At 37.7% G+C, this 26,800-nt stretch carries 26 protein-coding genes; 1 reads left to right on the top strand and 25 read right to left on the bottom strand.

Annotation, left to right across the window (positions count from 1 at the left end; all coding sequences use genetic code 11):
• Window positions 1-121: 121 nt before the first annotated feature.
• From GMJ66_RS09085 to yabG, 20 genes are all read right to left on the bottom strand, one after another.
• Window positions 122-505 carry a S1 domain-containing RNA-binding protein gene (locus GMJ66_RS09085; protein ID WP_156290000.1) on the bottom strand — a complete coding sequence of 128 codons (384 nt, stop codon included), beginning with the start codon at window positions 503-505 and terminating at the stop codon, window positions 122-124.
• 235 nt (window positions 506-740) lie between these two features.
• Entirely contained in the window at window positions 741-1,121 is a 381-nt protein-coding gene (locus tag GMJ66_RS09080; RefSeq protein WP_156289999.1) for an FtsB family cell division protein, read from the bottom strand.
• A 5-nt stretch (window positions 1,122-1,126) separates the two neighbouring features.
• Window positions 1,127-1,726: a spore cortex biosynthesis protein YabQ gene (gene yabQ / locus GMJ66_RS09075; RefSeq protein WP_156289998.1), complete on the bottom strand. Its 600-nt coding sequence runs from the start codon at window positions 1,724-1,726 to the stop codon at window positions 1,127-1,129.
• Window positions 1,723-2,025, bottom strand: coding sequence for a sporulation protein YabP (gene yabP / locus GMJ66_RS09070; protein WP_156289997.1), 303 nt, complete (start codon window positions 2,023-2,025; stop codon window positions 1,723-1,725). The genes yabQ and yabP overlap by 4 nt, the downstream gene beginning before the upstream one ends.
• Before the next feature lie 139 nt (window positions 2,026-2,164).
• Entirely contained in the window at window positions 2,165-2,419 is a 255-nt protein-coding gene (locus GMJ66_RS09065) for an RNA-binding S4 domain-containing protein (RefSeq protein ID WP_156290027.1), read from the bottom strand.
• A gap of 4 nt (window positions 2,420-2,423) precedes the next feature.
• Window positions 2,424-3,875 carry a bifunctional methyltransferase/pyrophosphohydrolase YabN gene (yabN, locus tag GMJ66_RS09060; RefSeq protein WP_156289996.1) on the bottom strand — a complete coding sequence of 484 codons (1,452 nt, stop codon included), beginning with the start codon at window positions 3,873-3,875 and terminating at the stop codon, window positions 2,424-2,426.
• A 3-nt stretch (window positions 3,876-3,878) separates the two neighbouring features.
• On the bottom strand, window positions 3,879-5,462 hold the full coding sequence (locus GMJ66_RS09055; RefSeq protein WP_156289995.1) for a putative polysaccharide biosynthesis protein: 1,584 nt from the start codon (window positions 5,460-5,462) through the stop codon (window positions 3,879-3,881).
• A gap of 499 nt (window positions 5,463-5,961) precedes the next feature.
• Window positions 5,962-6,498, bottom strand: a complete 537-nt coding sequence (spoVT, locus tag GMJ66_RS09050; protein ID WP_156289994.1) for a stage V sporulation protein T — start codon at window positions 6,496-6,498, stop codon at window positions 5,962-5,964.
• A 264-nt stretch (window positions 6,499-6,762) separates the two neighbouring features.
• Window positions 6,763-10,284 carry a transcription-repair coupling factor gene (gene mfd, locus GMJ66_RS09045; protein ID WP_156289993.1) on the bottom strand — a complete coding sequence of 1,174 codons (3,522 nt, stop codon included), beginning with the start codon at window positions 10,282-10,284 and terminating at the stop codon, window positions 6,763-6,765.
• Window positions 10,285-10,357: 73 nt separating this feature from the next.
• A complete protein-coding gene (locus GMJ66_RS09040) occupies window positions 10,358-10,588 on the bottom strand; it encodes an anti-sigma-F factor Fin family protein (protein ID WP_156289992.1) in 231 nt (76 codons plus the stop codon).
• 137 nt (window positions 10,589-10,725) lie between these two features.
• Window positions 10,726-11,289 (bottom strand): aminoacyl-tRNA hydrolase, encoded by a 564-nt coding sequence (gene pth, locus GMJ66_RS09035; RefSeq protein WP_156289991.1) that lies wholly within the window; start codon window positions 11,287-11,289, stop codon window positions 10,726-10,728.
• Between the two features lie 683 nt (window positions 11,290-11,972).
• A complete protein-coding gene (locus GMJ66_RS09030; RefSeq protein ID WP_156289990.1) occupies window positions 11,973-12,587 on the bottom strand; it encodes a 50S ribosomal protein L25/general stress protein Ctc in 615 nt (204 codons plus the stop codon).
• A 154-nt stretch (window positions 12,588-12,741) separates the two neighbouring features.
• Window positions 12,742-13,695, bottom strand: coding sequence for a ribose-phosphate diphosphokinase (locus tag GMJ66_RS09025; protein ID WP_156289989.1), 954 nt, complete (start codon window positions 13,693-13,695; stop codon window positions 12,742-12,744).
• A 16-nt stretch (window positions 13,696-13,711) separates the two neighbouring features.
• Window positions 13,712-15,091, bottom strand: coding sequence for a bifunctional UDP-N-acetylglucosamine diphosphorylase/glucosamine-1-phosphate N-acetyltransferase GlmU (glmU, locus tag GMJ66_RS09020; RefSeq protein WP_156289988.1), 1,380 nt, complete (start codon window positions 15,089-15,091; stop codon window positions 13,712-13,714).
• A 333-nt stretch (window positions 15,092-15,424) separates the two neighbouring features.
• Window positions 15,425-15,715, bottom strand: coding sequence for a septation regulator SpoVG (gene spoVG, locus GMJ66_RS09015; protein ID WP_026680175.1), 291 nt, complete (start codon window positions 15,713-15,715; stop codon window positions 15,425-15,427).
• Between the two features lie 823 nt (window positions 15,716-16,538).
• Window positions 16,539-17,354 carry a pur operon repressor gene (gene purR / locus GMJ66_RS09010; protein WP_156289987.1) on the bottom strand — a complete coding sequence of 272 codons (816 nt, stop codon included), beginning with the start codon at window positions 17,352-17,354 and terminating at the stop codon, window positions 16,539-16,541.
• A 66-nt stretch (window positions 17,355-17,420) separates the two neighbouring features.
• Entirely contained in the window at window positions 17,421-18,272 is an 852-nt protein-coding gene (ispE, locus tag GMJ66_RS09005; RefSeq protein ID WP_156289986.1) for a 4-(cytidine 5'-diphospho)-2-C-methyl-D-erythritol kinase, read from the bottom strand.
• Between the two features lie 283 nt (window positions 18,273-18,555).
• Complete coding sequence (locus GMJ66_RS09000; RefSeq protein ID WP_156289985.1) at window positions 18,556-18,738, bottom strand: small, acid-soluble spore protein, alpha/beta type; 183 nt, start codon at window positions 18,736-18,738, stop codon at window positions 18,556-18,558.
• 194 nt (window positions 18,739-18,932) lie between these two features.
• Complete coding sequence (gene veg, locus GMJ66_RS08995; protein ID WP_156289984.1) at window positions 18,933-19,190, bottom strand: biofilm formation stimulator Veg; 258 nt, start codon at window positions 19,188-19,190, stop codon at window positions 18,933-18,935.
• A 338-nt stretch (window positions 19,191-19,528) separates the two neighbouring features.
• Window positions 19,529-20,398 (bottom strand): sporulation peptidase YabG, encoded by an 870-nt coding sequence (gene yabG, locus GMJ66_RS08990; RefSeq protein ID WP_156289983.1) that lies wholly within the window; start codon window positions 20,396-20,398, stop codon window positions 19,529-19,531.
• A gap of 181 nt (window positions 20,399-20,579) precedes the next feature.
• On the opposite strand from yabG, the gene GMJ66_RS08985 reads away from it, so the two are divergent.
• The gene (locus GMJ66_RS08985) at window positions 20,580-20,774 is read left to right on the top strand and encodes a hypothetical protein (RefSeq protein ID WP_156289982.1); all 195 of its coding nucleotides are present in this window, start codon (window positions 20,580-20,582) and stop codon (window positions 20,772-20,774) included.
• A gap of 33 nt (window positions 20,775-20,807) precedes the next feature.
• Here GMJ66_RS08985 and rsmA read toward each other — a convergent pair whose 3' ends face one another.
• From rsmA to metG, 5 genes are all read right to left on the bottom strand, one after another.
• Window positions 20,808-21,686, bottom strand: a complete 879-nt coding sequence (gene rsmA, locus GMJ66_RS08980; RefSeq protein WP_156289981.1) for a 16S rRNA (adenine(1518)-N(6)/adenine(1519)-N(6))-dimethyltransferase RsmA — start codon at window positions 21,684-21,686, stop codon at window positions 20,808-20,810.
• Window positions 21,637-22,245, bottom strand: a complete 609-nt coding sequence (gene rnmV / locus GMJ66_RS08975; RefSeq protein WP_156289980.1) for a ribonuclease M5 — start codon at window positions 22,243-22,245, stop codon at window positions 21,637-21,639. Before rnmV ends, rsmA begins: the two co-directional genes overlap by 50 nt.
• A 127-nt stretch (window positions 22,246-22,372) precedes the next feature.
• The gene (locus GMJ66_RS08970; RefSeq protein WP_156289979.1) at window positions 22,373-23,590 is read right to left on the bottom strand and encodes a G5 and 3D domain-containing protein; all 1,218 of its coding nucleotides are present in this window, start codon (window positions 23,588-23,590) and stop codon (window positions 22,373-22,375) included.
• Between the two features lie 275 nt (window positions 23,591-23,865).
• On the bottom strand, window positions 23,866-24,639 hold the full coding sequence (locus GMJ66_RS08965; RefSeq protein WP_156289978.1) for a TatD family hydrolase: 774 nt from the start codon (window positions 24,637-24,639) through the stop codon (window positions 23,866-23,868).
• A 99-nt stretch (window positions 24,640-24,738) separates the two neighbouring features.
• A complete protein-coding gene (metG, locus tag GMJ66_RS08960) occupies window positions 24,739-26,694 on the bottom strand; it encodes a methionine--tRNA ligase (RefSeq protein WP_156289977.1) in 1,956 nt (651 codons plus the stop codon).
• Window positions 26,695-26,800: the final 106 nt, after the last annotated feature.

Raw genomic sequence — 26,800 nt, 5'->3', positions numbered from 1 at the left:
CAGGAGTATATATAAAGAAAACAACATTGAATTAGCGAAAAAGCAGGTATCTGTTAGGTGAACAGATACCTGCTTTTTTCGTATATTCCAGAGCATTAGCTACAATTATAGACAGCAACTGCTAGCCTCTCTTAGCACCTCGACCTCCACGTTTGGATTCGGTGTGCTTCTTCAAAGAGGCTAAACGATCTTCAGAATCTTTGAGGAAGCGACTCATCTTAGCTTCGAAATTCTCCTGGCGTTCCTTCTTCACTTTCGGACGGGCAGGACGATCTTTTGCTTTCTTAATGGACAGACCAATCTTGCCATCCTTTTCGACATTAATGACTTTTACCTCGACTTCATCACCGACTTTTAAATGGTCGTTAATGTCTTTTACATAATTGTCGGCAACCTCACTAATATGAACAAGACCTGTTTTTCCTTTTTCAAGTTCAACAAATGCTCCAAAATTAGTGATTCCTGTTACCTTTCCTTGCAGCTTGCTGCCTACTTCAATTGACATAAAAAAAATGCTCCTCCTTAAAAGATTAGATAAAGTAAAAATTGCTTCAGTTTAAGATGTTGTTCAAAAAATTTTTGAACACTCATTTTAAGATTCTTTTCCATCCCAACTGAAAATTAATTGAACGAATCGGCTATAGGGTAAATTCCCCCCCCTTAATCTTCTTTTTGGGGTATAACTTACTCCTTAACCTCCGATAAGCTCATTTATAGTATATTAATCTTATGAAAAAGTGTCAATAAGCCGGTTCCTCATCAGGAATGGTAAAAATAAGCTCCCCTTCCTTTGAGAAGAAATAATTCGTCCTCGCAATATCTAAAACATAGTCCTCATTATTAAGCAACTCAATTTCTTCGTTTAAATTGCTTTCTTCTTCTTTTAACTCGGCTAATTCCTTTTCCAGTTGTTCATATTGTTCCAGTTTCTCAGCATGAAGTATTCGCTGTTTAATATGGTATCCAGCCATGCTCCCAAATATAATCATAGTAACAATAGAAAATAAAACTAAGCGGCGAATTAACCGTTTCTTTTTTCTCTTTTGTCTTTCTATGTATACATCATACTGCTCCATATAGCTTGAGTCTATTTTTGCAACGTTTTTTTTCCGAGAAGACAAAGCTTCTACCTCCTCTTTGAGTTCATATACTTCGCCCATTTGATTAATATATTCTTTATTTTACTATAAAATCCTGCTATTTGCTTTAAAAAATTTTGAAAACTTTTTGGAAGTATACGATAGATCATCTGTAGTATCCATCTAATAGGAGTGATTAGAAGCTTTGTTATAAATAAAATTATCTTCCACAATATACGAACCGTACCTAAAATGATTGTTATAATTAAAGTAAAAAGCCACGTAATGGGGGAAATAATAAGAACTTGTACCACTCTTCTGCAAAAACGATATACGGAAGCAATTATTCGTATCATATACTCTAGTAAACGCTTATATACATTTTGAGCGAGTGCTTGATAAATAGAAAAGCCAAGTAAACATGCAACGAAGACGTAAAACCTTATTTCTCCTGAATTCACTTGAAATAAAACATAAAACAATATAATCGTTTGCATGAGCCAAAAGCATATTTCCATGAAATAGGTTAGGAAAATATTATGCTTCCAATATGGTGTGAAACGACGAAAGGTATCGAGTATCATTCCTAAGTAAAAGCCGCTTGCCACCATAGATATCATCGTTAAAAACTGAACGCTAAGCGTCATCTAAATAACTTGCTAAAGAATCCTTTAGCTTTCTCCTGTCCTTGATCATCTACATAGGAAAGCTCATAGATTTTACCTTTAATGGTTACAATCCCTTCGCCTACATCCAGATTCTTAAGCTGTAGATTTTGGCCGCGAACGATTAAATATCCCATTACTGTCTCCAGTAAGAACTCTTCATTATCAAAACTGTCTACTTCTTTCACTCCTGTAATTTCCAAATTTCTCCGATTGTTTAATTTCACGAAATGATCTGCTTGTGCCCGTGTTACATTTTCTTTATTATCATAATAGTTCATTTAAAATGCCCTCCTTATCACTATTAATAGTATGAAAGGAGGGACAAGTATAGAACCGTAATCTTATAAGAGAATGGTTAAAAAATCCGTTACAAGCGAAACATTCCACTCCGCTGTTTTTTCCATTCGTTTAGAACCGTTAAATTTTCTCTTCTTTAACAATCGTATAAAGTGTCTCTGCTTCATCTTTTTTAACGATTTCCCGCAGGTCATTAACCTTATATGTAACCTTCTTTTGCCCAAATTGAATGGTCAGTTCATCCCCTTGAGACAGCATTGATGAAGCTTTTGCCTGATTACCATTTATCGTAATCCGCCCCTGTTCAGCAACTTCTTTCGCTAACGTCCGGCGCTTAATGATTCTTGATACTTTAAGAAATTTATCCAGCCGCATATCATCACTCTCTTTCTTTTGCTTGATTCCAATAATCATCCATTTCTTCTAATGTGGCATCATTTATATCTCTTCCTGCTTCTTTTAGTTTTTCTTCTATAAAAGTAAACCGGCTAATAAACTTTTGATTGGTTAGCTCAAGTGCAACTTCCGGATGAATGGTATAGTACCTTGATAGATTTGCGAGTACAAACAATACATCCCCAAATTCCTTTTCTATCTCCAACTTCTCTTTCGTATTAATGGCTTCTTTCACCTCTGTTAGCTCTTCATCCAATTTACTCCATATATCTGAAACGTCATCCCAGTCAAACCCTACCTTTGCAGCCTTCTTCTGCAGTTTATAGGCTTTTGCTAATGAAGGAAGTGGCTTAGGTACTCCATCCAGGATCGATTTTCGCTTATCTCCTTTTTCTTGCTTCTTCAGTTCTTCCCATTTTCGATTCACTTCATCAGAGGAGTTCACCGATACATCGCTAAAAACATGGGGATGGCGATAAATCATCTTATTAGTAATCCCTCGAATCACATCGTCCACCGTAAAATAACCATCATCTTCCCCAATTTGACTATGGAGCATTACATGCATAAGTAGGTCGCCCAATTCCTCGATAATGCCTTCATCATCCTTGTTATCAATCGCTTCAATTAACTCATATACTTCTTCAATCGAATGTTCTCTCAGCGACTCATGTGTTTGCTCTCTGTCCCATGGGCAACCATCAGGAGCTCTTAATCTTCTCATGACTTCTCTTAAATTAGAAAAAGTATGATTTAATAGATTGCTCGGTACAGGTGGTACATAAACACTGGTTAAATTGCTCATATCTATCTGGTGATCCAATTCTTCTAATGGAACGATTTTTAATACCTCATGATTGGTTCCGGCGGCCTCTACAATCGTAACCTGATAATCAGCAGGCAAATCTTCCAAAAGAGCAAGTTTTACTTCAGATGCAACAAACTGATCATATACCTGGCAAAAAATAATATGCTGGCGGTACTGTAGCTGGCTTCGTTTAAAGGATGTCCCATCAACAAATTGGAAACCATCAATAGGGTCAATTTTCAATGCCGTAAATAAATCATCCAAATAACTTTGTCCGCCTGCAATGTCCACTTCTACATCAGTTTGTTCCAGCAGTAATTGAACCGTTCTCTCCGCAAGCATCGGATGACCAGGAACCGTATAAATCAGTTTTTTAGTTGACTTTTTCGCATCCTCTACTAGTGCAGAAACAATGCGATGATACACCGCTTCAAAAGCATCCTCTTGCTCATATATTTTATCAAAGGATTGAAAGTTTATTCCTTCTTCCATTAATGCAGTAATTACCGGGTGATCCAGTGTGCGGGTATAAATCTTAGTCGTTTCCCCTGTTAACTTTTTATAAAGTCCTAGCGATAATTGGTTTATATCACCAGCACCTAAACCAATAATTTCAATTTTACCCATCATCTATAACCTCCCTTTATGGATTCGAATAAACAAGAAAGCATAAGGCAATAAGGACAGCTCCCTTTCTGTGAACACTTGGCCTCTTAACAAACTCACTCCAAAAATACAGGCACCCGTTACAACAACAAATAAAACATATCCTAATAAATGCAAACGTGATGTAATCAGCTGATCAGGAATCAATATATCGATAAGCACAATATACGTGATCATCCAAAGGGAAGATTTGATCAGTGCTCTCCAGTCAATATACTTAAAGAAACAAAGCTCGGGCAGCTTCCGCTTTACTTCTATCATGACGATAATAAGAAGGCCTAATAAACTTATTACCGTTGCAGCAGCACCACCTGTTATGCCAAATAGCGGTACGAACAGCTGATTTAGCATCCATTTTGCAAAAAAAGCAATCAAGATAAAAGCCGCGGTTCGTTTAATGTACCCTAAACCTTGTAATATGGAAGAAGCTGTAATTGCCAGAGAGGATAGAAATACAGACAATACAAGGATTTGCAGATCTGCTGTTCCTTTATCATCCTGAAACAGCAATATATTCGTTTCCGGAAAAATAACAATAAGACCAATAGTTGCTGCAATAGCCAAGTAGAAACTGAATAATAACGCACTTCTTATGTAAAAATAAAATTCGCTCTGATGCTCACGTAATTTTTCCTTTGAGATAGATGGAACAACTGCAAGCGTGAAAGAAGAACCTAATACGGTTCCTAATTGAATTAAAGGTTGTCCTCTATCGAAAATCCCCTTTGCTTCCATTGCTTCTATTTTGGATAACCCAAAGTCCATCAAACCGGGAATAAGGGTGAAGGCATCTGCTAACTGAATGACTAATAAAACCATATGATTTAATGCGGCAACCAAGCCTAACACCATCAATGTTTTCACAAAATAATTCCATGGAACCTTCTGTTTTTCCATGGAAAAAGGTTTTTTTATCCTAAAAAATACAAATAGAATGATAATGGCGGTTATTCCACCAGCAATAGATGCTAAAGAAGCAGCTTTCCCAATTTCATATAAACCCAGTACATGATTAGCTGCCAGTACAGCAGCTGAAATAATAAGGAAGACCCGAATCAATTGTTCGGCTATTTGGGAATAGGCAGTTGGTTTCATATAAAGATTCCCTTGAAACACACCACGCAGTAACGACGTAAAAGGAACAAGCAGAAACACATAAGCAGCATATCGGTATGTATCTGTTAAGCTTCTGTCACCAACCCAAATGGCTAGCGCTTCTGCGTTAAACCATAATAAAAAGAAGAGAGTACCGTTTATGAATAACAATATAGAAAAAACAGGAACATAAAAATTGGAAAAGGATCGCTTTTTCCCATCTTTGTCCAAATCGATAACCATTTTAGAGATGGCTTGCGGAAAACCATATAAAGAAAGCATCATAGCTGTTCCTAAAATGGGATACACCTGCTGATAAATATAAAAACCGACATCCCCTGTTAAATTCTGCAGTGGAATACGATACCCCGCACTTAAGATTTTACTAATCAATCCAGCTAATGTTAGGATTAACGCCCCTTTCACCAGCCGATTGGTTTCATGTTCTTCCATTACTAACGTCCTTTTCGGTGTCCTATTCAAGCACCTTTACTGTTGCATTGGCTCACCAGACTTTTACCAACAGGTACCTTCACTTTTCTCATCATATCCACCTCATTATAGCATAGATATGATGGACGACTAGGAGTTTTCGGGTGGATAAAACTTAAAGAGGATGTTCAAAAAGTCCGGTGAAAATGACACATCGACAGAGGACCTTCTACGTTGCTCACGTATTAACTACATACGTTCCGCTATTCAAATCTTCACCGCCTCGAACTTTTCGGTCCTTTTCATCCTCCTATTTGAACACGCACTTAAAGGAAATAACAGTTTAGAAAAACCACATTCACTCACCTTTTAGTGGATGCTCCATTTTTAAAAATACTTTGAACATTTATATTGTTAGTTGCACCGAATCCACTTCTTACTAAAATGTTATACTTCTCTAAGTGTTAAAAATAAGCAAAAATCAGACTTATTGCTGATTTTTGCTTATGATCATGCGACTTTACTCCATTTGCTTCGCTAAAAAGCCTGATGCCGTTTCTGCCGATTTTTGCTCCACATTGGTTAGCTTATTCCCATCTTTAGCAAAGATTAGCACACATCCAATCGGATCTCCATTTGCAATAATTGGACTAATGCAATAAGAATCAATTTCTAGTTCATTTCCATCAAGAATCTCTAATGTATTTGCTTCTGTTTCAAATACAGTAGAGCGATTTTCAATTGTTTGGGTTATTTTTGAACTAATATTTTTGTTTAAGTAATCTTTTTTTGATTCACCTGCAACCGCTATTACTTCATCACGGTCACAAATTAAAATTGGAAAATGGAGTGAATCAAAAAGTGCTTCAGCATACTCTTTTGCAAAGTGTCCTAGTTCATTAATCGGTGAATATTTTTTCAAGATAACTTCGCCTTCTCTGTCGACGAAAATCTCCAATGGGTCACCTTCACGTATACGAAGAGTTCTTCTGATTTCTTTAGGAATGACCACTCTTCCTAAATCATCAATTCTACGTACAATACCTGTAGCTTTCATTTCAGTATCCTCACTTTCTATGATGATTACACTTGCTTCCGCCTTTTTCTTAGTAAAAAAATCAATATTTTTTTACTATTTCTTTAGCGAATACCTCAGTTCCAGTGATACTGAGTACTTCACAACCTTTACTTCGCCGAAAAGCCTCTTAACAATAATAATGCTTTCCTGAAGTGTAAAAATTTCTCGGGATGTCTAATAATCACCAGGTGTGCTTTTAGTATAAGACAACTCAGGAAGAAGTATACATAACCTACCAATTTTTTAGCCATTTCTATCCACTGCAGCTAATTTTTTTATGAATTCTTCCACTGTTTTATAGCGTTCTGACTTGTTATTAGAGAATTTAAACGAAATTTTCAATTTATTATTTTCCGTCCCGAGTTGCACATTTCTCCCGAATTCATTGGCTAACTCAAACAATTTCGACCCATCGATCTGCTGACTTCGACCTTCGTCAACAAGAAGGACTAATTTATTCGGCTTTTCCGAGATCGACTCCACTTTGTCCTTTTTGGCATACATTTTCAGTGAGGATACAATAAATAAATTTTCTATTTCAACTGGATAATCACCATACCGGTCAATTAATTCCTCTTTCAGTTCATTTATTTCTTCATCTGACTCCAGGGAACGGAAATGTTTATAAATCTCAATTTTTTGTTTTTCGTCTCTAATATACTCATCAGGTATATATGCATCCAATTTAAGATTTAATTCGGTTTCAAATGGACTAATTTCTTCTACTTCTTTGCCTTCTTTTCGGGCTTCAATTGCTTCTTTTAACATTTGTGAATACATGTCATACCCAACCGAATCAATAAATCCATGCTGCTGGGATCCTAATAAGTTTCCCGCTCCTCGAATCGACAAATCACGCATGGCAATTTTAAAACCGGAACCTAACTCTGTAAATTCCTTTATCGCCTGAAGTCTCTTTTCAGCTACTTCGGTTAATACTTTATCTTTCTGATACGTAAAGTACGCATATGCAACCCGATTGGAACGTCCTACACGACCGCGCAGCTGATAAAGCTGACTTAATCCCATACGATCAGCATTACTCACAATTAATGTATTTACATTCGGAATATCAACACCCGTTTCAATAATGGTCGTACTAACCAGTACATCAAATTCCCCTTCCAGAAAGCTCACAATAACGTTTTCCAGTTCGGTTTCACTCATCTTCCCATGTGCTATACCGACCCTAGCTTCCGGGACAAGCATACCAAGGTCCCGGGCCACTTTATCAATATTTTCTACTCGGTTATATAAGAAGAAAACCTGGCCGCCACGGGCCATTTCCCGCTCAATTGCCTCTCTTACAAGGATTGGATTATATTCCATCACATACGTTTGAATCGGAAAACGATTCTCTGGTGGTGTTTCGATAACAGATAAATCCCGTACACCAAGCATCGACATATGCAATGTCCTTGGAATCGGGGTTGCTGTTAACGTAAGAACATCGACATTTGATTTCATTTTCTTTATTTTTTCCTTATGTTTTACCCCAAAGCGTTGTTCTTCGTCTACAATTAACAGACCTAAATCACGAAATTGGACATCCTTCGACAAAAGACGATGGGTTCCGATTACGATATCCATCGTTCCCTTTTTAATTCCATGAAGGGTTTCGGTTTGCTGTTTCTTTGTTCTAAACCTACTTAATAAACCAATATTTATTGGATAATCCTGAAATCTCTCACGAATCGTCTCATAATGCTGTTGAGCCAATATTGTAGTTGGCACTAAAAGGGCTACCTGTTTTCCATCCATAATCGCTTTAAAAGCAGCACGGATGGCAACTTCTGTTTTCCCATAACCAACATCTCCACATAGCAGGCGGTCCATTGGGCGTTCTTTTTCCATATCTTCTTTGATTTCCACAATACACCTTAATTGATCTTCTGTTTCCTGGTATGGGAATGAAGCTTCAAATTCACGCTGCATTTCCGTATCTTCGGAGAATGCATAGCCTTTTCTTGCTTCTCGTTCGGCGTAAAGCCTAATTAATTCATCCGCAATATCTTCTACACTTGATTGGACTTTCCGTTTAACCTTTTTCCATTCTGTCCCGCCTAATTTATATAGTTTCGGCTCTTTCCCCTCTGACCCAACATATTTCTGTACTAAGTCGATTTGGTCAATTGGAACATATAATTTATCGTCACCGGAATAGCGAATAAGCATAAAGTCTTTATGCAGATCATTTAATTTTAGTGTTTCAATGCCTAAATATTTCCCTACTCCATGATTGGCATGGACAACATAGTCCCCGACTTTTAATTCCTGATAGCTTTTAATTCGCTCGGCATTCGACACCTTTTGCTGTTTTCTTGGCCGTTTTACCCGTTTTTTAAATAACTCATTTTCCGTGACGATGACCAATTTATGCATAGGAAGTTCAATACCGCTACTTATATTCCCAACTGCAATCGTTGGTTTGTCTACAGGTAACTGTAATTCTTTCGTGACGACTGCCTCCATATCATAATCCATGAAGATGGAATGAATCTTTTCAGCTCGCTTCTCGTTTGGTGCTAGAATAACGACCGAAAAATCCCCTTTTTCCCAGCGGATCAATTCATTTTTAAACAAATGCATCTGGCCGTGAAACTCCTGCATCGCTCTCGAAGAAAGATTTATAATATTTTGCGGATTTGTATTAGGGATATGCCGTAAAAAAACAGACAAATACAATCGCTGCTGCGTCATGTAATCCAACACCGATTGCCAGTCATACGAAAACCTACTATTTTGAACCATTTTTCCGGCTTCCAATAAGCTGCTGTACCATTCTGCTTCTTCTGTATCCAAATTTTCTGCCGTCTCTTGAATTCTGTTCATTTCATCAAGCACGACGACTCCATCCTGTGTTAGGTAATCTAATAAACTAGCAGGCTCATCATACATAAATCCAATATACTTATACATCTCTTGGAAACGCTCTAGATTTTTTAAACGGCCGATATCTTCTTCTATTACCTCAATTAAATGTTCTTTTGTTTCCGACTTCTTCATTTTCTTCAATGAAACCGCTAGGGCATCTTCCAACCGGCCTGCAGCGGAAAGAACATCCTCATCCGTAAGCAATAATTCCGATGCTGGTTTCACTACCACTTCATTTTGCTTGGATAACGATCGTTGTGTTTCTGCATCAAAAAAGCGAATAGAATCTATTTCTTCATCGAATAATTCCATTCGAATTGGATTTTCCTCTGTAATTGGATAAATATCAATAATTCCACCACGTTTGCTAAATTCACCTGGTGTCGTAACCATGGATACCCGTTCATATCCCATTTCTATTAAAAAGGCAAGGTGCTTCTCAATATCGATTTCCTCACCTAACGTAAATTTTAATTGGTACTTACTCCAATAACTTGGCGGGGGCAGTATCCGTTTTAATGCGGCAACAGGTGCTAACAAAATTCCAGATTTATTTTTGGACCATTCGGCTAATGCTTCAATCCGCTGACTTCTAAGTTCTGGACTCGAAAATGCTATTTCAGAAGCAATTAACTCATTAACCGGGTATAAATGTACATGGTCCTCCCCGACAAATTCCACCAAATCATCGTACAGCTGCTGGGCATGTACAAGTTGATGGGTAACCAATAAAACAGGTTTGGTAATAGATTGATTAATGACGGAAACTAGCATACTTCTAGCAGATCCGGACAAACCAGCTACAAGCTGCTCCTTCATACCGCTAGTGATGCCATTGATAATAGACTGTATATCTTCTTTTGATTGTAAATACTGATTAATCCCTTTCATCGTTACCCCCCGCTTATTACATTACAAAGCGCAAAAACGCTTTGGCCTTCTACCAAAGCTTTTCTTGCGTATCCTATTGTATAAAGAAATCTAATTCATGATATTGCGGATGCTGTCCTAATGTTTCCTCACAACTTTCGCATATCGTTTGCACATGAATATCGCCATCATCGCGATATTGTATCATTTCTTCCTTTTCCTTTACGGATAGTTGATTAAATCCTAAGGTGGATGTATCAACAATCTGATTATCCAGCTTTCCTATCTCCTGTCCGCAGTGTCTGCATTTATAGACAATGGACACAATATATTCCTCCTCAGATATTCAATTCCAAACTTATTAAAAAGTTTATCCGAAAAGCAATATAATATACATGGTACGTACATACTTGCAGACTTCCATTGTCTTTATCTGCATGGACAAATGGCCAACTGGACATACTAATTATTATACATATTCATGACCTCTAAAAACGGTGTACCTTTAAGCCAAGATTCGCATGCATCAGCCGATTTACTGATACTATCCTGCATTTCTCCCTGTACTTCCTTTGGAAAAGTGCCAAGAACATAGTCAATTACTGGTATGTTGGAAGAAGGTCTTCCGATACCAATGCGGATCCGTTTAAAGTCTTTCGTTCCTAAATGATCAATGGTATTTCTAACCCCATTATGACCTCCGTGGCCACCTTTTTGACGCAGCCGAATCTTGCCTGGTGTTAAATCCAGGTCATCATAAATGACTATGATATCTTCTACATCAATATGATAAAAACCCATTACAGCCTGAATGGATTCACCTGAAAGATTCATATAGGTCTGTGGTTTTAGGAGAATGACTTTTTCCCCTTCCAAATATTCGATGGCAAAATTCCCTTTGAATTTAGACTTATTTACATCCCAGTTATAACGTCTGGCTAATTCGTCAATGACCATGAATCCTACATTATGTCTTGTCTGTTCATATTTCTTACCCGGATTTCCTAATCCCACAATACATTTCATTTTTTCCCGGCTTCCTTTATTATTTTTTTCTTTACGCTTTTTTCGTAAAGTTTGTTGTAACATAATGGATATAAACTGCAAACTAACTTTAAATAATATTGGACCATTAACTTACCGCTACGGAAATTACACTACGCACACCTTAGGGCGACCCGTGAGCCTCCTCGATTTGACGTTCTGCGGGGTCTCACTCTGGTCACTGTTCCCGCAGGAGTCTCCGTGTATTTCCTCCGCTGGTTTTGTGCTTTTATCTTCCTTGCATAGAGTTGGCTACAATTCTTATCCTAGTTAACCACAATTAAACTGGTTTGGAGCAGGAGGGCAGTCGACTCCTACGGGAAAAGCACGTGTCTAGACCTGAACAGGAAGTGGTTTTCTTCCGAAGAGGCTGAAGCCGTGCCCGCGGAAAGCGACTGCCCGGATCGGAAATCAACAAAGCAATCACCTAGGCCGGAGCTTATATTAAATTGCGGAATAAAATTATTCTAAAAAAGCAATCTATCTTTTGGAAAACAGTCTCTCATTAAATTAAATATCATTGAATAACCTCATTATATAGTATCGAAAAAAGATAATACAACAATCCCTCCCTTAAGAAATGATGCCAGAGTTTTCTTGAAGGAGGGTTTTGTTGTTATTTCTTCTTTTCTTATTCTTTATTTTAACTTATTCTTTATTTTAACTTATTCTTCTTTTTCCTGATCATCTTCTGCTTTTTCTGCCTCTTCCACTTCATCTGCATGTTCTTCTGATACCTCTGCAGCAGGTGCTAATACAGTAGCTACGGTCGTTTCCGGGTCATCCAATACTTCATAATTACCAGTAATCGGTATATCGGAAATGGTAATACTTTCTCCTATTTCAAGTGCAGATACATCTACCGTGATTTCCTCTGGTATATCATTTGGTTTGGCACGTACTTGAACTTCGAATAGCGGCTGCTGCAGGACACCTTTGGATGATTCTCCTTCCAGTCTCAATGGAACAGAAACATCTCTTGCCTCTGACATATTCACTATGTAGAAATCAACATGAACCAAATCGTCTTTTAGAGGATCAACCTGATAATCATGGAACATAACCTCTACAGTCTGACCTGCATCAATATTCAAAGATAGTACTCCATTCTTCCCTTGCTCCCGAATTACTTTAATTAAATCAATAGCATCTACTGCAATCGTCTGTGCCTCTTTATTTTTCCCATATACGACACCTGGAACTTTTCCATCTTCTCTAAGAACCCTTGTATGCGAACGTGTTAGATCTTCTCGCTTTGTAGCCTTTAATGATACTGACATGTTATATCACCCTCCAAAAATTTACTAATCCTTAAATGAATGATAAATGAAACTGCTTCATATAGATGAATATCAGACACTCTTTTAAAATTTGTATTCAATGGAGCATATAGTCAATACATTTATTCCCCTAACTAAGCGAGTCTAAACATTTTTAATCGAAAAGGATACTTACAGATTCTAATTCATGAACACGTATAATGGCTTCTCCAATAAGTGGAGCGACAGATAATTTTGTTATTTTATCAATTTCTTTTTCTTCTGGAAGTGGAATGCTATTCGTGACAACCAATTCTTTAATTTTAGAGTTTTGAATTCGTTCAATAGCCGGCCCTGATAATACTGGATGCGTACAGCATGCATACACGTCTTTTGCACCATTCTCAATTAATGCATTGGCAGCTAATGTGATAGTCCCTGCTGTATCAATAATATCATCGACTAAAATCGCAGTCCTTCCTTCAATGTTTCCGATAATATTCATGACTTCCGCAACGTTTGGACGAGGTCTGCGTTTATCAATAATTCCAATCGGTGCTTTCAGACGATCTGCCATTTTCCGGGCACGGGTAACTCCCCCGTGGTCAGGTGAAACGATAATCAAATCCTCTAATCCCTTTGATTCGATATAATTGGATAAAATAGGAACCCCTTGCAAATGGTCAATCGGAATATCAAAGAAACCTTGGATTTGTGGTGCATGTAAATCAAGCGTAATGACGCGATTTGCCCCTGCTGTTGTAATTAAATCCGCTACTAATTTTGCAGCAATCGGCTCACGTGAACGAGCCTTTCGATCCTGTCTTGCATAACCATAGTATGGCATGACAATATTAATGGACTTTGCAGAAGCACGTTTTAGTGCATCAATCATAATTAATAATTCCATTAGATGTTGATTAACCGGAGCGCTTGTTGACTGTATCACATACACGTCGCATCCTCGGACACTTTCTTCAATATTAATTTGTATTTCTCCATCACTGAATCTTGATACCGTACTTTTTCCTAAAGTTACTCCAATATGTTCGGCAATATCTTCTGCTAATTTAGGATTTGAATTTAGCGTTAACACCTTCAACGATGAATCGTTGTAGCTTGATGACATGGATTTAAACCCTCCGTTAATCTCTTTTTCTATTTTTAAATTTTGTTACATAGCCTTCTTTATTCGTTTGTCTTGCTCTTGCAACGGACAAAGCATCAGACGGTACATCCTCTGTTATTGTGGAACCTGCAGCAACGTATGAACCTTTACCAATGGTTACCGGTGCTATTAGATTAGAGTTACAGCCTATAAACGCATCGTCTTCTATTGTGGTCAAATATTTATTTGTACCATCATAGTTTACTGTTATTGTACCACATCCAACGTTCACATTGCTTCCAACATTTGCATCACCTAAATAACTTAGATGGGAAGCCTTGCTCCCTTCTCCCATTACGGTCTTCTTAATTTCAACAAAATTACCAACTTTTGCTCCATGTCCTACAACAGATTCAGGGCGAATATGAGCAAATGGGCCAATTTGAACACGGTCACCTATCTTGCTTTCACTTGCAACACTATGTTTAATAATTGTACCCTCTCCGACTTCGCAATTTACTAATTCGCTATTTGGACCGATTTCTGCATTTTCCTTTATAATTGTTGCCCCTTTAATGATTGACCCTGGGTGGATAACAACATCTGATTCAATAGTAGCCTCAGATTGGATATACGTATTATCTGGGTCTATAATCGAAACTCCATTTCTCATATGCCTTTCATTAATGCGTTTTTTAAAGATTTTCTCCGCTTTTGCTAAGGCAACCCGATCATTTATACCTAACGTTTCCTCAATATTCTCTGTCATAAAGGCCGTCACTTTTTCCTGCTTCCCACGTAGTATTTCAATAACATCAGGTAAATAATACTCGCCTTGTGCATTATCATTTGAAACTTCTTTTAATGCTGAAAAAAGGGCCTGATTATCAAAACAGTATGTACCAGTATTGATTTCTGCAACTTGGAGTTCTGTCTCATTCGCATCCTTATGTTCAACGATTCGTTCCACTTCATTTTCTTCGTTACGAATCACTCTGCCATATCCAGTTGGATCATCTGCCTGTGCTGTAAGTATGGTTGCACTTGCCCCTTCTTTCTCATGATGCTTAAAAAGAGCCTCAAATGTTTCATTTGTAATTAAAGGTGTATCACCACAAACAACAATTGTCGTTCCTTCTTTATTTTTTAGCAATTCTTCTGCTTGTTGTACAGCATGTCCTGTTCCCAGTTGTTCTTCCTGAATGACATATTTACTTTGGTTACCAAGGGTTTCTTTTACAGTTTCTGCTCCGAATCCCACAATTGTAACTGTTTCATCTAACTGTAAGGGCTTTAATTGGTCTATAACATGCTGAACCATTGGTCGACCCATTACAGGATGTAATACTTTATAAAGTTTTGATTTCATTCTCGTTCCTTGCCCTGCTGCCAATATAACAGCATACCGATTCGTCATAAGGAAACCTCCAATTATTACTTTTATCCTTTATAAAATATATCCTAAACCAGTAATGATTTCAACACATTAATATCCGGTTACTTTTACTATGAATCCGCTTACAATGGTGCAGATGGATTAAATTGGAAAATACTAGTTTTAGTTTTATTTAGATTTAACTCCTATTTGAAAAAGAATATTTTCTAAAAGGTTGTTGTTAACTTAAAAATCTCTAAAGTGCGAGCGAACCTAGCAGAGACCTAAATAAGAAAAGCGCAAATTTATACTTTCTTATCTTACAAAAAAAAAGGCCAACCTTTTTAAAGATTTGACCCCTTTCGCTAATCATGATTAGGAAGCTCCAGCTTCTTCATATTCAACTTCGGCTTCACCAGCACGGTGGTATTCCTCTAGTACTGCGTCTTGAATTTTTGCACGTGTTCCCGAATTGATTGGATGTGCAATATCCCGGAATTCACCGTCAGGAGTTCGTTTGGATGGCATTGCCACAAACAATCCGTTATTACCGTCAATAACTCGGATATCGTGTACAACAAATTCCTGATCCAATGTAATAGATGCAATAGCGCGCATTCTGCCCTCTGTATTCACGCGGCGTAATCTTACGTCGGTTACTTCCATGATGTCTCACCACCTTTTCCCTTTGAACTTATTATCATTATTCAACAAATCTATGAAAATTCCTGCTAAAAATAGAAAAAAAATTATATATTTTTCAAAAGGTCGCATTTAATTATTAGTGCGTGTTCAAAAAGGAGGATGAAAAGGACCGAGAAGTTCGAGGCGGCGAAGCTTTGAAGCGGGCTTCCACAGGATGTGGTGACTTCTACGTTGCCCACAGGACAAGGAACACTTCGTCAGCGATACATCGCACGTAGAAAAAGTGCTTTTCTTTTTGAAGGACGTGGGCGATTTTAGTAGAAGGTCCTCTGTCGATGCGTCCTTTTCACCGGACTTTTTGAATATCCTCTATTAGAAATAGGCTAAAATCCTTATAAAATAAGTCCTTTAGCCTCTACCATTTTTAATGTTAACAAAATAAATTTATTTTCCAAAAGTTGGTTGTTTCCATCACCAAATATATAAAACTCAGCGTAAGGGATAGCACTCTGGCTCTGGAAAGACTTCCGAGCGTTCCTTGTTTTGTGGAATAAACACGTGTCCAGACCTTAGTAGCTAGGGTACTACTTGAGTAACTTTCTTCGTTCCCTTACGCCGAGGAAGTCTACTACGAAGCATTGCTGTAAGACGCAGGCACACCGGTTTTCTTTGATGAGGATTTAGGCCGTGCCCACGAACTGTAAGTATTTTGCCGGAGCGAATGCAAGCACCCAATCATCATTAGACAAGTGCACGAACGACGATAGGAGTTATTCAATAAGTCGCATTTTATATTAATTCGTAAAAAAGCAATGGTAAATACAAAAAGAACCAAAATAAGTAACTATGTTAAAGCGAAATTACCAGTTTGGACTTCTATGTTTTTATGCGATAAATCCACATTGGATATCTTTACCAATGAAGTGTAATCTGTAACAATCCGCTCTTCTTCTTCATCATCCGCTTCAGCTAAAACGCCGATAGCCTTTACATCCGCATTAAACTCTGCCAGTAAACTGATCATTCCGTTAATCGTACCGCCAGCTTTCATAAAGTCATCAATAATACATACATTGCTACCATCTTGAAGACTTCTTTTTGGCAAGACCATCGTTTGTATTTTACGTGACGACCCTGAAACATAATTAATGCTGACCGATGAACCTTCCGTTACTTTCGGGTCTCTTCTCACAATAACAACAGGCACATTTAGAAATGAGGCAACCGCATATGCCAGTGGTATTCCCTTCGTAGCAACAGTTACCACAGTATCAATATTTAATTTAGAAAAGCGTGATGCAAATACACGTCCAATTTCCCTAACTAATTTTGGATTGCCCAAAATATCACTCATATATAGATATCCACCTGGAAGAATACGGCTTGGGTCTTCTAGTTTCTGGCGCAGGCTTTCAACAAAGTCTAAACTTTTTTCGGCAGAAACCTCAGGAATATACTTGACCCCACCACCTGCACCTGTTGTTCTCTCTAAGTATCCTAACCCTTGTGATTTGAACACATTATCGATAATATCCAGGTCTTCACTTATAGAGGATTTGGTTGTGTCACATAGTTCTACAAAAAATGGTAATTGTATATGCTTCCTTGGATTTTCCATGAAATAATCAGTTAAAATAACTAATCGGTTACTCCTTTTCATTGCTACACCTCAAAACCGTATATTTGTATATTAATATACCATCATTATACGTATTTAGGCAAATATTCATCCTATTAACCGAACTAAATATACTTCTTCGCAAAACCCACGCATTCCGTTATAAATTCTTCTTGCTTTATTTTCATGTTCCACTAAACCATATACAGTAGGCCCACTTCCACTCATTAAAACACCTGGTGCACCAATATTCATCATTGCCTGTTTTATTTGCGATACTTCCGGGTGTAAAGATGAGGTTATCGGTTCAAGTGAATTCCCCATATACTGACAAAGTTTATGAAAGTCTTTCTCATAAAGTGCTTCCATTACCCGTTTTGTATTTGGATGATACAGTTCATTAATCTTTACACGATTAAATATTGTCCATGTCGAGACCCCTATATTCGGTTTCGCTAAAACTACCCAACATGGTGGTGGGGATGCCAGCACTTCAATTTGCTCACCATATCCCCTGGCTATTGCTGTATTTCCATATACACAAAACGAAACATCTGCACCAATGGTTGCTCCTAGCACCGCTAGTTCATCCAATGGAATATTTAGGTTCCACAGTCGATTTAACCCTCTTAATACGGCTGCTGCATCTGTACTTCCACCACCAAGACCAGCAGAAACAGGTATATTTTTTTCTATCCCTATATGCACACCTGTTTTAATTGCATACTTTTTCTTAAAGGCATGGGCAGCTTTATATGCTAAATTCCGCTCATCATTTGGAACATATCTGCTTTCCATGGAAATTTCAATTTTATCCTCATCCAGAGAATGTAATTCAATACGATCAGACAAATCAATCGTTGTCATAATCATCTCCACATCATGGAACCCATCCTCACGTTTTCTTAACACGTCCAGTGATAAGTTTATTTTTGCTGGCGCCTTTTCTATCAGTGCCATACCGTCACCTACTTGTACCATCAAAAGATAAACAAATTGTAACATATCTGAGAAGTGAAGGCGACTGGTTAAAGGGCGTATGCATTTTGGCGACGTCAAACCCCACTTCCCGTCTGAAATTTTATACTTTCCTGGCAAATGTTTAGAAAAACTAACACATTCGCTCGTCCTTAAGCGAATGTGTTAGTTTTTCTTATACTTGGTACATTAAAATTTTAACTAAGTCGAATCCTCTTCATGTTAAAATTTTATACTTTCCTAACGTGAAAAAAAGGCAATCCTATTAAGGATTGCCTTTTTTTACCATGCCTTGTTCAGCTATCTCAATTGCTCGTTTAACCATGTTGCCGGCATCCCTGGATTTGATGCCACCCCAGCCTTCCTGTTGTACCGTGTCGTAAAATCCTAGTTCTTTGGCAATTTCTTCTTTCATATGGTTTGACATAATCCCTCTACGTCCAGCCATGAAAGAACAACCCCTTTCAGGTTAATATTACGACAACCGTAGTTTATGTATGAATCCATACCTTACACCAAACAATTGTTTGTAAAATAGGTAAAATTTTTAAGTACTGCAATATGAATGATTCCACTAATGATTGCCCAAAATAAAAGAGTAGAAAAAAAACAGCAGACTTGGGATCGTCCACTGTTTGATCATTAAATCATTGATTTATTTCGTTCTTCTAAGAAATTAATTTCCACAGTTTCTGTTAGTACGTCTGCATAGCTGTAAGAAACACGTTCGAATGCATTCTCGTCTTGATCCAACTCAACAATAAAGACTGAAGGATACGTTTCCGCTAATATTCCCTGTCGTTCAATTGTCTTTCTTCTTCCACCGTTGGCTTTTAATTTTAGCTTTCTTCCAACTTGACATTCAAGACCTTGCTTAATTTCGATTAATGTCTTAGCCAATACACTCCACCTCACTATGTTTAATTATAACACAGGCTTGTTTATTAGTCAAAAACCTAACATTATAACAAGATGTGTTTTTCCATGTCAACAAAGAGTTTTGTCTACTTTTCGTATTATTTGTAAATGTTAACAATTTATGTATAGATTTTCCCATTTTTATTACTTTTTTTAAGACCAAGAGCATTCCTTTAAAATCAAACGATTAAACCGCTTATACGGCATAAAATCTGAACCTATAAAAGCGGGTTTTAAGGGGTGTGACCTAAATGAAAAAAGGCATTGGAAAGTGCAAAAGAAAAGAACTTATCCCAATCTATACAGGATAAGTTCTCGTTTTACTCCTTTTCATTATCTTCCATATATGGCATTCCAGTTCGTAATAATCCCCTTGTTTCTACTCCACCCATTCCTTTCTCACCTGTCATGGTATTTCTTATCGCATCCCATACACTTACCCTTTCCATAAACGATGTATAGGCAATTTTCGCAGCGATATACACTGGGTCAAGTGCATGTATATTTATTCGCAATGGTGAGCTTGCAAAATTAGCACCCGCACGAATAAGCGATTCAAAATGAGACTGACATGCACCTGCAAAAATAACAAGCTGATCGAGATTGGGATTAATACGCCTTGCTTCTCTTACGGTATCAGCAAAATATTTAGAATGCCGATATGCACGCAAATCATTCTTTGTACCTTTATTTTTGGAGAAGGAATCATGACCGGTTATGACAATAATATCAGGCTGTATTTTCTCAACGAGCTCACCAATTTGATTTGGCATTTCCTTCTCATACAAATGCACACCGTGAACCTGCAGACCTAATCGTTGGTAAAGCTCAATACATTTCCTTAAGTACATCTGATCTCCATCTAAATGAAGAACCTTTGCAGGTAATTGGAAGTACTTTGCATAATGATGATATCCATCTGATGCCTGATAATCCCTTTTTTCCTTCATTAATTGGTAATCCTGGCGAAATAATCGATAGGAGAATTCCTCCTTCTCCTTCTCTTTTTTTCTTCGCTTTTCCAAATCTCTTTCCTCAACCCGTTCTAAATCGTCTATTGGTGCATCTGCTTCCAAACGCCAATCCTCTCCATATAGACTCGCAACATCTTCTTTTATATTGGCAATACGAAAAAGTAAATCATGATTATAGGATTTTCGAGTTACTAATGTACCGATTGAAAAGTTCATAGCCATTCACCTCACAGCCCATTCAGACAAAGCGTTCCTCTATAAACTATGAACAGCAATGTATAAACGTGCTATGACCGTTGTGTAATATCCCAATCTTTTAGAAAACGCCTAGAACAAAAGCGCAAGCGCTCGTTTAGCGACGTACGGACTGCGCCTGGCCATGCCAGGTGGTTCAGTGTTGCCACGCAAAGCGGCGGTTTTAACCGAACAGTCCCCGCAGGAGATAAAGGAAACACGACGAACGAAGGGAGTCGATGTTGACTTATCGTACGGAGGCGAAGGAAGTCTCGCTAGTCGCTGGGCGCTGGAGCTGGATATGGCTACTTATAGTAATGCAAATTATCCACAGGTTTTACATTTTATAATTTCCTAAGCAAATAAAAAAAGCTATTGCACATGCAATAACTTAATTTTTAGCTGCTGCCAGGAATGTATTGGCCAAATGAGCAAATTCCCCTATATCCAATGACTCTCCTCGTCTTTTCCCGTCTATTCCCGATTGTTCAAGTATATCATTGATCATATCTTTATCATACTTATCCTCAAAATAGCTCTTCAGATTATTTTGCAGCGTCTTTCTCCTTTGTGCAAAACTGGCTTTCACAAGATCAAAGAAGAAACCTTCATCATCAACATGCACAGGAGGGGTCTCTCTCAGCACTAATTTTAAAATAGCTGAATCCACATTAGGTTGTGGCATAAAAACACTTTTAGGTACAGTCATAACCACTTCCGCTTCCGTATAGTACTGCAGTGCAATGGTTAAAGAACCGTAGCTTTTTGTATTAGGTTTGGCAGCCATTCGCTCTGCTACTTCTTTTTGAATCATAACCGTAATACTTGATACCGGTAGTTTATCACGCACTAATTTCATCAGAATTGGCGTGGTAATATAGTACGGCAGATTCGCAACGACGTGAACATCCTGATCGTTTTGGAAATTTTCGTTAATTACTTCTACAATATCAGCCTTTAATATATCCTGATGAATTAGATTAACATTAGAATAATCATGAAGTGTATCCTCTAAGATTGGTAATAATCGCTGATCAATTTCGAAAGCTACCACTTTATCGGCATGAATAGCTAATTGCTCAGTCAGTGCGCCAATTCCAGGGCCTATTTCCAAAGCTCCGGTTTGTTTATTTATCCCAGCATGCCTGATAATATTTTGCAGAATATTTACGTCTACTAAAAAATTTTGACCTAGGCTTTTTTTAAATGAAAACTGATATTTATTTAGGATTGCTTTCGTTCGGGTTGGTGTAGCGATGTAATTCTTCATCTTCTTCCTCCTGCTTCAACTTAATGACTGCTTGCTCAAACTGTTTTTTTGTAATTTGAAATAATGTTAAACGTTTTAATAGCTGTTTTCCATTCGTATGGCCAATTTGAAGAAGCTCTCCCAATCTATCCCGTCTCCTGCTTGCTTTTGTGCTTCCAACTAATCCAGCTCGGATGATGTCTTTTTGAAGAATTTCACTTTCCACAGGCTCCATTAATTCATATACATCTGATAACGCCTTTTGAATCGATTCTACCGAGGCGTGTTCAATACCGAGGCTTTTATTATTAGGATGATCTGCCCTTGCCTCATCCTGTGTTAAAAAGGCATGTTTACAGCCTGGAACGTACTGATTAATGATTTGCCTTATCCGTTCTCCCGGATAATCAGGGTCAGTAAAAATAATGACACCACGCTTTTCCTTTGCATGTTTAATTTGTGCAAGAGTATCTTTATTAATAGCAGAACCATTTGTTTCAATAGTATCCGCATCCACAGCAAGTTTAATTTTTGTCGTATCATCTCTTCCCTCTACCACAATAACCTCTTTAATTTTCAATCTGTTTCCTCCATCATTTGATAAAGCTAAAAGCAAGCCTTACTTCATGTGCTAGACATTTCCTATTTGTAAAATAAACAAAGCTCTTACCATTTAGCATGGTAAGAGCATATAACTTACATACATCTTAATCAAGAATTTTCACTTGAACTTTACGAACACCCCAATTATAAGCTTCCGATTTATTAGGAACGTGTAAGTCAATACGGTTGCCGGTAATATGGCCACCCGTATCCCCTGCAACGGCTTCTCCATATCCTTCTACCCACACTTTGGATCCTAAAGGAATGACATTTGGATCGACCGCAATTACTTTTCTATTTGGATTATCCTTTAAATTAATACCTGTTGCTGTATAACCAGAACAGCCATTACAGCTTGAGGTAAATGCACTGGCAGTCATAGTAAGTGTTTTACCACTAGAGTTGCTGCTTTGACTGGAATCAGAGCTTGAGCTTAATGTAGTCAAATTCTGTGCCGGTTCAGGTTCCTTGGTACCAACAGCAACCACGCGGTTTACTTGGTCTTCCTTGACTATTTCATCCACTAACTCACGGTCCACTTCTTCGCCGTTTTCCAAGGTTACTTCAAAGGTTTTCAGAATACGTCCATCTTCCCCTTCTGTTATAACCTTTTCCTTTCCTTTTTCCAGCGAATCATCTTGTTTAGTCACTGTATCAAAAGCAACTTTTTCTTCCACTTCTTCTTCAATTATTTCAACACGTACGATATTTATAGAAGTATCTTCAGTTAATTGGTCATCGAGTGCAGGCTCAATTTTATCATGATCATTAAGTATAATTTCATTTTTCTCCAACAGCTCTTGCACCGTGCCGCCTGTAACCATTGTACTCTGTTTTTTTCCGCCATCATTAATCGTAACTTCAAACGCTGTAGAAACATCTATTTTAAGTCCATCTTTTAATGTGTCTGTGTTGTTAAGAGAAACTTCGTCATGTTCGGAGAAAGAAAGGCCCTCTTCCTCTAAGAATTCTCCTACTGTATCAGCTGTTGAATAGTATGTATTTTCCTTACCATCAATTGCTACAGTAACTTGTTTCGCAGGTTCATAATCAATGGTCATGCCATTTTCAACTTGTTCACTCAGTTCATGTGATAATTGATCATGCTCACCAACGGTAATCCCTACTTCTTCCAGCAGTTCTTCAACAGTATTCTTATGCGTTTTTACTGTTTTCTCTTCTCCGTTATCAGCAATTACTACTTCTGCTTTGGTTGTTTCAAATACGACGATACTGGTAAATACAACTAGTGCTAGAATACCTATACTAGATACGACCAGCTTCCTTTTCGATGCCGGCAATAGCTTTGAAATAAATCTCATGCTTCTTGCCTCCTTTGTAACAACGATTATATTGACTAAAACTTGTAAAGTAAATGCTTTTCCGTTTACGATTGTTTTACAATTCTATTACATTCTTAATTCAACTTATTAAATCTTTCTGTAAAAAAGGCTTCTATCTACTGATACTGCTAGGCTTGAATCATATGAAAAAAAGAATAAAAAAAGGGGTTAGCTATTCTGCTAACCCCTCATTTTTGTTCCATATTTTACTCATTTTATAGCATTTTTCGTATTATTTTGCTGTTTTATTACAATTATGTTTCATTTATTCCAAAGAAACGAATGGCATTTTTTGTCGTCATTTGACTAATTTCCTCAAATGTCATGTCTCTCAATTCTGCTATCTTCTCTGCTACTAATTTCACATAAGCAGGTTCGTTTCTTTTTCCTCTGTTTGGATGTGGTGCCAGATAGGGTGCATCCGTTTCTACTAAAAGACGATCTAAAGGTACTACTTTCGCCACTTCTTTCGGTAATGGAGCATTTTTAAATGTAACTGGTCCACCTAAAGATATATAGAAATCCATATCAAGGCATGCTTGAATATATGCTGCAGAGTCATTGTAGCAGTGCATAATACCGCCAACCTCTTTAGCATTTTCCTCTTGTAAAATTTGAATAATATCTTCGGTTGCTTCCCGGTTATGAATAATAATTGGCATATCTACTTTCCTGGCAAGTCGAATCTGCTTGCGGAAAACGTCCTTTTGTATATCTTTAGGCGACTTATCCCAATGATAATCCAGTCCCATTTCTCCCAGTGCAACCACTTTAGGATGTTGGGATAACTCTTCCAACCATGCGATTTCTTTATCTGTCATATCCACCGCGTCAACGGGATGCCAGCCTACAGCTGCATAGATTGTTTCATATTGTTCAGCAATTTTAATGGCAAGTGGAATCGTTTCATGATCAAAACCTACTACTGTCATATATTTCACACCTGCATCAAATGCTCGCTGAATCGTTTCATCACGGTCTTCCAAAAATTGCCTGGCATTTAAATGAACATGTGTATCAAATAGCACAAGTTAACCTCCTGGTAAAGGCCAAACTCAACGTTTGAGATTGGCCTTTTTTGTTTAGGATTTTCTATAAGTGAAGAACGGAAATGTACAGAAAACAGCCTATTTTACGACGGATCCATTCGGTAGAGAAGATTCCACAGTGGCAAGTGATAAGTTTCCTTCCTCATCCTCCCCAGATAAAATCATTCCTTCTGACATTTCTCCACGAAGTTTGACAGGTTTCAAGTTGGTTACGCAAATTACCTTTTTACCTACCAGATCCTCAGGTTCATAGTATTTTGCAATCCCCGACACAATTTGTCTTTTCTCTGTACCTAAATCAAGTTGAATTTTTAATAGTTTATCTGCTTTCTTCACTTTTTCCGCTTTAATAACTTCACCTACACGCATATCTAATTTCATGAAATCATCATAGACAATCTGTTCTTTTTTATCATCTGTTTGTTTTTTCGGCTTTTTATCTTCCACTGGTTTTGTCATCATTGCTTTAATGGCTTCAATTTCCTTTTCAACATCCAGCCGAGGGAAAATTGGGTCGCCTTTTTGAACTTTGGTGCCAGCTGGTATTTCGCCATCTTTGTAAACACTGTCCCATTCTTTCAAGGTTTCATCTGTTATATTTAGCTGACCGAATATTTCTGCTGGTGCCTCTGTCAAGAATGGCTGAAGCATAACTGCTGATTTACGTAAAGATTCGGCAAGATGTGCCATCACATTACCTAATCGTGCTTTATTTGCGTCATCTTTTGCAAGTACCCATGGTTCCGTTTCATCAATATATTTATTCGTCCTGCTTATGAACTGCCATAAGGAAGTAAGTGCTACGGAAAACTGCATTTCTTCCATCGCATCTTCTACTTTCTTAATGGTCTCTTTCGCAAACTGCTCAAGAGATGTATCCACTTCAGTTTCTGATTGCTGATACGCAGGAATTTCCCCGTCAAAGTACTTTTGAATCATTGCTACAGTACGGTTTAATAAGTTCCCTAAATCATTAGCCAAATCATAATTCGTTCGTTCCACGAATCCTTCTGGTGTGAATACACCATCTGACCCAAATGGAACCTCACGTAATAAGTAGTAACGTAATGCATCCAATCCGTAGCGTTCAGTTAAGCTAATCGGATCGACAACATTTCCTTTAGATTTCGACATTTTTCCATCTTTCATTAAAATCCAGCCATGCGCAAATACCTTTTTTGGCAGCGGTAAATCAAGTGCCATTAAGATAATTGGCCAATATATCGTATGGAAACGAACAATTTCTTTACTCATTAAATGAACATCAGCCGGCCAATACTTCTTAAATTTCTCTTCGTTATCTGAACCATATCCAAGTGCTGTAATATAGTTGCTTAAGGCATCTACCCATACATAAATAACATGTTTTGGATTACCCGGCACTTTAATTCCCCAGTCAAAAGATGTGCGGGATACAGCCAAATCCTCTAATCCCGGCTTAATAAAGTTATTTATCATTTCATTTTTCCGGCTTTCCGGCTGAATGAATTCCGGGTGGTCCTCATAATATTGTACAAGCCGATCCACATACTTACTCATTTTAAAGAAATAGGATTCTTCTTTTACTTTATCAACCTTTCCACCACAATCGGGACAACGTCCATCATTTAGCTGGCGTTCCGTGAAGAATGATTCACAAGACGTGCAATACGAGCCTTCGTATTGGTCCAGATAAATATCCCCTTGTTTGACAAGCTGATCAAAAATTTTAGCAACAACTTCTTTATGCCGATCCTGTGTTGTACGAATAAAATCGTCATTGGATATTTTTAATTTCTTCCACAAGTCCTGAATGCCACTAACGATTTCATCGACGTATTCCTGTGGAGTGACTCCTTTTTCCTCTGCTTTCTTTTGAATCTTTTGTCCGTGCTCATCCGTTCCTGTTAAATACATGACATCATAACCACGCATACGCTTGTATCTCGCAATTGCATCACCGGCAACTGTAGAGTACGCATGACCAATATGTAAATTCCCGCTTGGGTAATAGATTGGTGTAGTTATATAAAAAGTTTTATTGTCCTCTGGCATAATACTACCTACCTCCTAAAATATCCACAGCCATCATAAATTTATAAACTATTTCTATTGTAGCTATTATAACGTATTTTGCCAAATACTGTGCAATATTAATTAT

It is taken from the genome of Oceanobacillus salinisoli, assembly GCF_009733865.1.
Taxonomy (GTDB): domain Bacteria; phylum Bacillota; class Bacilli; order Bacillales; family Amphibacillaceae; genus Oceanobacillus; species Oceanobacillus salinisoli.
This window is presented reverse-complemented; position numbering and strand designations above follow the sequence as displayed.

Bases quoted from the DNA above. Each gene is read 5' to 3' on its own strand.
- GMJ66_RS09085 (WP_156290000.1), bottom strand. From the start codon at position 505: ATGTCAATTGAAGTAGGCAGCAAGCTGCAAGGAAAGGTAACAGGAATC.
- yabQ (WP_156289998.1), bottom strand. From the start codon at position 1,726: ATGACGCTTAGCGTTCAGTTTTTAACGATGATATCTATGGTGGCAAGC.
- yabP (WP_156289997.1), bottom strand. From the start codon at position 2,025: ATGAACTATTATGATAATAAAGAAAATGTAACACGGGCACAAGCAGAT.
- GMJ66_RS09065 (WP_156290027.1), bottom strand. From the start codon at position 2,419: ATGCGGCTGGATAAATTTCTTAAAGTATCAAGAATCATTAAGCGCCGG.
- yabN (WP_156289996.1), bottom strand. From the start codon at position 3,875: ATGGGTAAAATTGAAATTATTGGTTTAGGTGCTGGTGATATAAACCAA.
- GMJ66_RS09055 (WP_156289995.1), bottom strand. From the start codon at position 5,462: ATGGAAGAACATGAAACCAATCGGCTGGTGAAAGGGGCGTTAATCCTA.
- spoVT (WP_156289994.1), bottom strand. From the start codon at position 6,498: ATGAAAGCTACAGGTATTGTACGTAGAATTGATGATTTAGGAAGAGTG.
- mfd (WP_156289993.1), bottom strand. From the start codon at position 10,284: ATGAAAGGGATTAATCAGTATTTACAATCAAAAGAAGATATACAGTCT.
- pth (WP_156289991.1), bottom strand. From the start codon at position 11,289: ATGAAATGTATTGTGGGATTAGGAAATCCGGGTAAGAAATATGAACAG.
- GMJ66_RS09030 (WP_156289990.1), bottom strand. From the start codon at position 12,587: ATGTCAGTATCATTAAAGGCTACAAAGCGAGAAGATCTAACACGTTCG.
- GMJ66_RS09025 (WP_156289989.1), bottom strand. From the start codon at position 13,695: ATGTCATCAAGCTACAACGATTCATCGTTGAAGGTGTTAACGCTAAAT.
- glmU (WP_156289988.1), bottom strand. From the start codon at position 15,091: ATGACGAATCGGTATGCTGTTATATTGGCAGCAGGGCAAGGAACGAGA.
- spoVG (WP_026680175.1), bottom strand. From the start codon at position 15,715: ATGGAAGTAACCGACGTAAGATTACGCCGCGTGAATACAGAGGGCAGA.
- purR (WP_156289987.1), bottom strand. From the start codon at position 17,354: ATGAAAAGGAGTAACCGATTAGTTATTTTAACTGATTATTTCATGGAA.
- ispE (WP_156289986.1), bottom strand. From the start codon at position 18,272: ATGGCACTGATAGAAAAGGCGCCAGCAAAAATAAACTTATCACTGGAC.
- GMJ66_RS09000 (WP_156289985.1), bottom strand. From the start codon at position 18,738: ATGGCTGGACGTAGAGGGATTATGTCAAACCATATGAAAGAAGAAATT.
- yabG (WP_156289983.1), bottom strand. From the start codon at position 20,398: ATGAACTTTTCAATCGGTACATTAGTAACTCGAAAATCCTATAATCAT.
- rsmA (WP_156289981.1), bottom strand. From the start codon at position 21,686: ATGAAGAATTACATCGCTACACCAACCCGAACGAAAGCAATCCTAAAT.
- GMJ66_RS08970 (WP_156289979.1), bottom strand. From the start codon at position 23,590: ATGAGATTTATTTCAAAGCTATTGCCGGCATCGAAAAGGAAGCTGGTC.
- metG (WP_156289977.1), bottom strand. From the start codon at position 26,694: ATGCCAGAGGACAATAAAACTTTTTATATAACTACACCAATCTATTAC.